This window comes from Tumidithrix elongata BACA0141, from assembly GCF_036349135.1.
In the GTDB taxonomy this organism is placed as follows: Bacteria; Cyanobacteriota; Cyanobacteriia; order Pseudanabaenales; family Pseudanabaenaceae; genus Tumidithrix; species Tumidithrix elongata.
This window is the reverse complement of sequence record NZ_JAZBJZ010000165.1, coordinates 1-8,290: the sequence shown is the minus strand read 5'-3', so window position 1 is coordinate 8,290 and position 8,290 is coordinate 1. Positions and strand designations below refer to the sequence as shown.

Annotated in this window: 6 protein-coding genes; 5 read left to right on the top strand and 1 reads right to left on the bottom strand. The window is 44.2% G+C overall.

What is annotated here, in order from left to right; all coding sequences use genetic code 11:
- Nucleotides 1-38: 38 nt before the first annotated feature.
- The gene (locus tag V2H45_RS23760) at nucleotides 39-1,679 is read right to left on the bottom strand and encodes an ATPase, T2SS/T4P/T4SS family (protein WP_330486176.1); all 1,641 of its coding nucleotides are present in this window, start codon (nucleotides 1,677-1,679) and stop codon (nucleotides 39-41) included.
- 204 nt (nucleotides 1,680-1,883) lie between these two features.
- On the opposite strand from V2H45_RS23760, the gene V2H45_RS23755 reads away from it, so the two are divergent.
- The 5 genes from V2H45_RS23755 to clpB all read left to right on the top strand — a co-directional run bounded on the left by V2H45_RS23755 (nucleotide 1,884) and on the right by clpB (nucleotide 8,235).
- Nucleotides 1,884-2,507: a type I restriction endonuclease gene (locus V2H45_RS23755; protein ID WP_330486175.1), complete on the top strand. Its 624-nt coding sequence runs from the start codon at nucleotides 1,884-1,886 to the stop codon at nucleotides 2,505-2,507.
- A gap of 282 nt (nucleotides 2,508-2,789) precedes the next feature.
- Nucleotides 2,790-3,035: an NAD(P)H-quinone oxidoreductase subunit L gene (gene ndhL, locus V2H45_RS23750; RefSeq protein ID WP_330486174.1), complete on the top strand. Its 246-nt coding sequence runs from the start codon at nucleotides 2,790-2,792 to the stop codon at nucleotides 3,033-3,035.
- Between the two features lie 72 nt (nucleotides 3,036-3,107).
- Complete coding sequence (locus tag V2H45_RS23745; RefSeq protein ID WP_330486173.1) at nucleotides 3,108-3,425, top strand: DUF3007 family protein; 318 nt, start codon at nucleotides 3,108-3,110, stop codon at nucleotides 3,423-3,425.
- Nucleotides 3,425-5,236 (top strand): DNA methyltransferase, encoded by a 1,812-nt coding sequence (locus V2H45_RS23740; protein WP_330486172.1) that lies wholly within the window; start codon nucleotides 3,425-3,427, stop codon nucleotides 5,234-5,236. The genes V2H45_RS23745 and V2H45_RS23740 overlap by 1 nt, the downstream gene beginning before the upstream one ends.
- Before the next feature lie 374 nt (nucleotides 5,237-5,610).
- Nucleotides 5,611-8,235, top strand: a complete 2,625-nt coding sequence (clpB, locus tag V2H45_RS23735; protein WP_330486171.1) for an ATP-dependent chaperone ClpB — start codon at nucleotides 5,611-5,613, stop codon at nucleotides 8,233-8,235.
- Nucleotides 8,236-8,290: the final 55 nt, after the last annotated feature.

Genomic DNA, 8,290 nt, shown 5'->3' with positions numbered 1-8,290 from the left:
CATTTTCCTCAAATCCCTTCCTACTCTTGTTTGTATTTTTAGAGATGCCCATAAATCACTTCAAAGGCTGATAGTCGCTCTGATTTCCCTTTTAAGGATAACTCCCCAACTGAACGACAGGAGATTTTATCTTTAACAGCCGCAAAAGTTTCCTCACTGATCAATATCTGTCTAGCGCTAGCTCTACTCTCAAGACGTGCAGCAACATTCACCACATCACCAAGAACGGTATAGTCCATTCTACGTTCGCTTCCTAAACAGCCCGCAATAACTTCTCCTGTATTGATGCCAATGCCGAGATTGATAATATCTGAATTAGCCCTCTTTTCGTTGATTTCAGCTACCTTGTGTTGGATGGCGATCGCGCAACTAACTGCTCTTATTTCCTGATCGAGTTGTTCGGTTGGAGCACCGAATACCAGCATAATTGAGTCTCCAATAAACTTATCAATTGTGCCTTCATATTGGAAGACAATCTCAATAATATCTTGAAAGTAACTGTTAAGGAGTGCAAAAATATCATCAGGAGAAGCAGTTTCAGCATAGGATGTGAAGTTACGCACGTCGCAGAATACGCAAGTTACTTTACGTCTTTCACCTGCAACGATCTCGGCAAAATCTGTGCTATGCATAATCCGATCCACCACCTGTCTAGTGACAAAGCGGCTGAACATATCTTGCATTTGGGCTGAGCGATATTTTTCATGTTCGAGTAGATGTTGAACACGGAGCATAGGATTTTGAGTAATAACCCTCTTGTAGGTTTCAATGCCAAAAATCCCTTCTCTCAAAAGTTTGCGAGCGCAATCTTGGATTGTCTGATGTTTAGTATTTGGTAAAGGTGTAATAATGTTGTTTTCTAAATAATTCTGCAAAATCGGTCTTGTCTCGTCATCGATTTGCAAGATTTCGTAGACAGCACCTCGTCCTTTAGTACCACGTTGTTCGCACATCTCGCACCCAACTTCTTTCCATAGTTCTTCTGTTCGATGAGCATTAGGATCTAACAACTTCATTGCTTCAACTCCAACTTGAACTAGTTGAGCGCAATTTGTACATAAGAGAGGCAAAAGTGTTTGAGACCAAATGCAAGAAAAATGTTGAAGAATCTCTTGGTAGTTTGTCCCCACCATCGAATCTCGAAAATTGTAGATAACATCAATTCCTATATAAGGTGTATCTATACAAGTAAAAATCCATCGTTTTTGTTGAGCGGCAAGAAAGACTTCTTGATAATTTCTCAAGTTCAATATGTCAATCACAAGAGGTGTAGATGAATCTTGAATTGAATTTTCTATTGCCTCAGTCCAAGCAACTTCTGTTGGTACAACAACCTGAATCGACCAGTTCTCTGGCAGTACATAAGGAAAATTTAGATCTTCTGTAAAAAGTTTGACTGGCGATCCTGACTTGGTAAACTCATGTACAATTGCCAACAAAGTTGTTAGTTTACCTGTGCCAGATTGACCAGTAGTGGCAAAAATGCAAGGTGGGCATTGAAGAATCCTTTGGATAAACTCTAAGTGAGTATCCAAGCGCAACTGATGAAGATTCAATATGGGCAGTGGTTGCGGAGGATACATGTTACTAAGACATAAATTTTCAATTGGAATTATGGTAACATAGCTTTTTTTTGATACAGTGAGAGAAAAATTGTCGACCGCTACATCAAAGACCATGCACAATTAGCTACGCCCTTCAAAGATTAGGAAACAGCAACTCCTTATAGTCCTGAACACCATTCAGAATGCGAATAACCTCGATTGAGCGAATCAGAGGCGATCGCCGAATGCCTCTTAATGGAATCCTTTGATTTGGGAATAGATATAGAATTCTGTTTTTTGCAGTAAAATTAAGGTTGCTCCCTCTATATAGAACTCCATATGGTTCAAACGATCGCTGCAAAAGACGTAACGCTAGGGGAACTAAAGCAAAATTTTGGGCTTCAGATGGCTGGAGATCCTGCATTTTTTACGGAATGGTCGGATAGTTTTTCTGAGTTGAATGCAGAAGATCGGTATGTATTAGATCGCGTGAAAGCCAATTTTCTGGAATTGATGGAAGATCCACCAATGTTAGAAAATACAGTGAAAATGGTAGTGCTAGCACCGTTGTTGGATCTCGCTGGTTTTGATCGCAAGACATTTCGGATCGAAACGGAAACAAGTGTGGCTTTGGAAATGATCGATGAGGAGTCGATAATTCGGGGGCGGATCGATGTATTGGTGTTAAAAAATCTGCTTTGGCTACTCGTCATTGAATCAAAACGAAGTGATTTTGCCGTAACAAGAGCGATTCCGCAAGCATTAGCTTATATGGTGAGTAATTCGGAAACACAACCAACATTTGGGATGATTACGAATGGTAATGAATTTTTGTTTTTGAAGACAGTACAGCATGAGTACGCTAATTCGCGACTATTTTCGTTAGTGAATCCCGACAATGAACTTTATGGGGTCTTGCAGGTATTAAAGCATCTAGGCTCGAAAATCGTTGGATTATGCTAGGTTTAGCGATCGCGTCTAAAATTCAGGTTTAGGGATACTGCTTTTCAAGGTCTCTACGCACTTCATGATAATTTCAGCTTCTGGGGTTGTAGCAACTGTATCCGTTGGTACAATTTTAATCGCCAGCCTTACCCAAGATTTTATTTTGATTGCCCTATCCTATTAGGCATCCCCGTTGTAGGGAAAATTCATGAATTACCCCCACAACAAACAAAAAGTTTGCGGACATATTTCTCTGTTAAGATACACATAAGTTAAAGATAGAAAATACCCACAAGAAATATGTCATTTCTTTTGTCTTCGTCACTTTTGTCTTCGCCACTTTTTAGCCTCGCACTTTATACCGCGATCGCTGGTGCATACCTCTTGGTTATCCCTGTGATTTTGATGTTTTACTTCAAAGCACGTTGGAATAAGACAGGTTCCTTAGAAAGGGCATTTCTTTGCTTTACCGTGTTTTTCTTTTTCCCCGGTCTATTACTGATCTCTCCCTTTCTGAACTTCCGCCCAGAAGCTAGAGAGATATAAACTTCAATCCTGTAAATCTCAGCATGAATCTCAACCTACGGCAAAATCAAAAGAGGCGTTTAGAGAGAACCCATGCGTCGAATTGATGCGATCGCGATTACCATTGCTTTCTTTGGCCTAGGCGCTCTAGCCTTTTGGGGTTTTTCTGCCTTTGGTTTAGATGCCACCAATGCTGGGATTTGGAGTCAAGTTATTTTAGTCGGTGGTTTGTTAGGCTGGGTTTCGACCTATGTGTTTCGGGCAGTGACCCAAACCATGACCTACAACCAACAACTAGAAGACTATAAGACAGCAGTATTGCGAAAACGTTTAGAGGAAATGTCTCCCGAAGAGTTAGCTCAACTGCAACAGGAAGTAGCGGCGGAGGTTGAGCAATCTAAGAACAATTAATGATTCAGCGATCGCCGCATTACGATCTATTCCATACGAAACCAGTCACGAGACGAATTGGTTTATTTGGATTCCCTGCGGATTTAAGCAATCGCCACCAAAAGATTCAGAAATGGCTGACCTTTGCAGCAGAGGCACAGGAGCCAAATCAGCAGACTGATGCCGAATTTTTGCATGACATTTTTGTGGATGTTCTCGGTTATACTTCACCGTTTCATGGGGGCAAAGGCGGCTGGGAGCTTGAGTTTAGTCCAGAGCCCGCTCTCGGCTTTTTTACAGAGACCTCAGCCGAAGTTGTTGTAGAAATCATCTTTTATCGTTCTGGCAACCCCCTAGACAATGATTCGGATAACTGGCTGAACAACCAGCACGACAGTAAGCCCAAACTCAAACATGCCAGTACGGAATGGCTGATTGTTGTAACCTACCAAGCCATTTGTCTCTATCACCGCGATATCTCTGGGCTATTTTGTCAGCAGTTTAATTTAGGCTCGCTCACGAGCGTCGAAGAGTTAAAGTATTTTTATTTTATTCTCTGTCGGCGCAGACTATTAAAGGGCACAGCCCAAAGTAGCGAACCTTCGCGCACGTTTCAACTATTAGAAGATTCGCAACAACTAGAGATAGAAACTGCCAAGAACTTTTACAGTCAATACAGTAAAATTCGGGCGCAATTGATCAAAGACTTTCGCTATCGCCTGCAACAGTCCTACGCACAACTCAATCCCCAATTAAACCCGCAATCTGAAACCGATCGCAGCATTAGCGAACTGGCTCATACGCAGATTGATGCGGAAGCGATCGCAAAAGCACAGAAATTACTTAATCGCATTTTATTTATTGCCTTTTGTGAAGACAACCATTTACTGCCAGATGGCTTAATCAATGAAGCCTACGAGTTTTACAATCCCTATCAAGAGCAGCCGATCTGGGAAAACTATAAAGCCATTTTTAGCTGGATTTATCAGGGAACAACCAGACATGGAAAACTGATTTCTTGCTATCACATTAGCCTCTTTGAGTCAGACAAAATCTTAGACAAATTGCTGTTTGTAGGTGATGAACTTTGCCGTCAAATCAAAGAAATTACGCGATTTGACTTTCACGAAGATATTTCTAGAACGGTATTAACACACATCTTAGAAGAAGCTGTAAAAGATTTAGCTTTGCTCAAAAAAGACATGCAAAACTTGGGCAAGCGACGTAGTACGAGATATCCATCCAAAGCTTTAATTCATAGCGAATCTGTAAAGGTGGCATTAAGAGAATATCTACTGAAAAAAGCAACGCCCCCACTTTCAACTACGGACATAACTTCAGACACGACTTCAGACACAACTTCAGACACAACTTCTGAATCTGGTCGCGCTGAGACGTTAGCCTATTGGCGATCGCATCAACAAAACTTGCTCGATCTCAAGGTGTTAGATCGTCGTTGCGGTTCAGGCATTTTTTTAGTAACGGCATTGAACTTTTTGTTAGCTGAACACGAACAAGTCCAGCAAAAACTTCGCACTATACGCAAGCAAACCCAAGATCCCGATCGCGAAGCCGACCCCGATGAATTACCTGAGAAAACAACGGCTGAGCTAGTGTCGCACATCTTGCAGCACAATCTCTATGGCTGCGATCGCGCGATCGAATCGGTCGAAATTACGCGACTGCATTTATGGCTGGCGACCATTCAACTCAATCCTGCGCTTGTTTCCCTCGATTTCAATATTCAAGTCGGCGATCCTGCTACCTGTGATTTTGGCTCAGCCTTTCAGCAAGCGATCGAGCAGGGCGATGCGATTATTCTAGGGAAATAAGTTCCGTGATCGCTTCAGCGAGCGAAGCCGAACGAAATCAAAGCCGATATTGAGCTTAACGTCAGTTCGGGATAAGAAAACCTGAAACGCTATACATCCCAAGGATCCCCCCCAGCCCCCCTTGAAAAAAGGGGGGAGAACTCACTTCCCTTTTGCAAGGGGGATGCCCGATAGGGCAGGGGGATCAAACCTTTCGGTTCCAGCAAGTCGGCTTGATTTGTTCCAAAATCCTTAACCCGAACTCAGGTTGAGCTTATGATATTGAGCTTATATAGAAGGGGAGGTTCGGCAACACGCACTCTTAACCGATCCTCGAATAAATCTAGAGAGCATAAGATATTGCATATACGCATTCTAGGAACAGAGGGTAGAGTATGCAGCCAACCAACCCAAATCAATTTACCGAAAAAGCCTGGGCAGCGATCGTGCGCACCCCTGACTTAGTTAAAGCTGCGCAGCAGCAACAAATCGAGAGCGAGCATTTAATGAAATCGCTCCTAGAGGATGAGGGATTGGCTGCTAGTATTTTTAACCGAGCCAATGTTAGCGTCCAAAAATTACGCGATCGCACCGAAGAGTTTATTAAGCGACAGGCCAAAGTTTCGGGTAGCAACACTTCCGTCTATTTAGGGCGCAGCTTAGATACCCTCTTAGACCGTGCCGAACAAGAGCGAAAAAGCTTTAAAGATGACTTTATTTCGATCGAGCATCTCGTATTGGCTTATTGCAAAGACGATCGCTTTGGCAAAGCTTTACTACAAGAAGTCGGACTCGACGAATCCAAACTGCGCAACATAATTACACAAATTCGGGGAAAGCAAACCGTGACCGACCAAACACCAGAAAACAAATACGAATCGCTCTTGAAATATGGGCGCGATCTGACCGAGTTAGCCAGAGAAGGAAAACTCGATCCTGTGATTGGTCGCGATGATGAAATCCGCCGCACGATCCAGATTTTGTCGAGACGCACCAAAAATAATCCCGTGTTAATTGGGGAACCGGGGGTAGGTAAAACCGCGATCGCGGAAGGATTGGCGCAGAGAATTCTCAGTGGGGATGTGCCAGAGTCTCTACGCGATCGCAAACTGATTGCTTTAGATATGGGCGGTCTGATTGCAGGCGCAAAGTACAGAGGCGAATTTGAAGAGCGTCTCAAAGCCGTTCTGAAAGAAGTGATGGAATCGCAAGGACAAATCATTCTATTCATCGACGAAATTCATACGGTGGTGGGAGCGGGAGCAACCCAAGGTGCAATGGACGCGGGCAACCTGCTCAAGCCCATGCTGGCAAGGGGTGAGTTACGCTGTATCGGCGCTACGACTCTAGATGAATATCGCAAGTACATTGAAAAGGATGCCGCTCTAGAACGTCGCTTCCAACAGGTATTTATCGATCAGCCTACAATCGAAGATACTGTCTCGATTTTGCGCGGTCTCAAGGAACGCTATGAAGTCCATCATGGCGTCAGAATTGCCGACAGTGCCTTGGTGGCAGCGGCAGTGCTTTCGACCCGTTATATCAGCGATCGCTTCTTGCCAGACAAAGCGATCGACTTGGTGGATGAGGCAGCAGCAAAGCTCAAAATGGAAATCACTTCTAAACCTGAGGATTTGGATGAGATCGATCGCAAGATTTTACAACTAGAAATGGAAAGGCTTTCGCTCAAAAAAGAAACCGATCCCGAGTCCAAGGAACGCTTGGAGAAACTCAGTAAGGAACTAGCCGATTTGAAGTCCGAGCAGTCCACCCTGACTGCCCAATGGCAATCTGAGAAGAGCGTGATTGACAATCTGCGCAAATTTAAAGAAGCGATCGATCATGTCAATCTTGAAATTCAACAGGCAGAACGCGATTACGATCTGAACCGTGCTGCCGAACTCAAATATGGCAAGCTCACGGATTTGCAACGCCAACTCCATGAAGCCGAAGTACGTCTGACTGAAACCCAAACCACAGGGCGATCGCTACTACGCGAAGAAGTTACAGAAGAGGATATCGCCGAAATTATCTCAAAATGGACGGGCATCCCTGTCAGTAAGTTGGTTGAATCCGAGAAGGAAAAACTGCTTTACCTCGAGGACGAACTACATAAGCGCGTAGTCGGACAAACGGAAGCAGTGACTGCGGTAGCCGATGCGATTCAGCGTTCCCGTGCGGGATTAGCCGACCCCAATCGCCCGATCGCTTCCTTTATCTTTTTAGGCCCAACGGGTGTTGGCAAAACTGAATTAGCCAAGGCTCTTGCTGCCTATATGTTCGACACCGAAGAGGCGATGGTTCGGATTGACATGTCGGAATATATGGAGAAACATAGCGTTTCGCGCTTGGTGGGAGCACCTCCGGGCTACGTCGGCTATGAAGAAGGCGGCCAACTAACGGAGGCAATTCGTCGTCGCCCCTATGCGGTGATTCTCTTTGATGAAATCGAGAAAGCGCACCCCGATGTGTTTAATATCATGCTGCAAATCCTTGATGATGGTCGTGTCACCGATTCTCAAGGGCGCACGGTGGATTTCAAAAATGCTGTGATTATTATGACCAGCAACATTGGTTCCCAATTCATTCTCGATATTGCTGGGGATGACACGAGGTACGAGGAAATGCGCGATCGCGTCATGGATGTGATGCGCACCAGTTTCCGTCCTGAGTTTCTCAATCGCATCGATGAGATCATTATCTTCCATGCTTTGCGACGTGAGGAATTGCGCCAAATTGTCAAACTTCAGGTCAAACGTCTAGAGAAACGTCTGATCGAACGCAGAATGTCCCTTAAAATCTCTGATGCTGCCTTAGATTTCATTGCTGAGGTTGGCTACGACCCCGTATACGGAGCCCGCCCACTCAAGCGGATTATTCAACGGCAACTCGAAACACAGCTTGCCAAGTCGATGCTGCGCGGTGAGTTTGTCGATGGTGACATCATTTTCGTAGATATCGAAAACGAACGCTTGTCATTCAAAAAACTCCCTGCGGAATTGCTGATTACTCAAGGGTAGCTAATAGACTTGTTTGGAAATAATAGATAATAACAAAACAGTTAGAAGGCGAGAT

Excerpts from the sequence above, each read along its gene's own strand:
- V2H45_RS23745 (WP_330486173.1), top strand. The coding sequence starts at position 3,108 with ATGCGTCGAATTGATGCGATCGCGATTACCATTGCTTTCTTTGGCCTA.
- clpB (WP_330486171.1), top strand. The coding sequence starts at position 5,611 with ATGCAGCCAACCAACCCAAATCAATTTACCGAAAAAGCCTGGGCAGCG.
- ndhL (WP_330486174.1), top strand. The coding sequence starts at position 2,790 with ATGTCATTTCTTTTGTCTTCGTCACTTTTGTCTTCGCCACTTTTTAGC.
- V2H45_RS23740 (WP_330486172.1), top strand. The coding sequence starts at position 3,425 with ATGATTCAGCGATCGCCGCATTACGATCTATTCCATACGAAACCAGTC.
- V2H45_RS23760 (WP_330486176.1), bottom strand. The coding sequence starts at position 1,679 with ATGGTCTTTGATGTAGCGGTCGACAATTTTTCTCTCACTGTATCAAAA.
- V2H45_RS23755 (WP_330486175.1), top strand. The coding sequence starts at position 1,884 with ATGGTTCAAACGATCGCTGCAAAAGACGTAACGCTAGGGGAACTAAAG.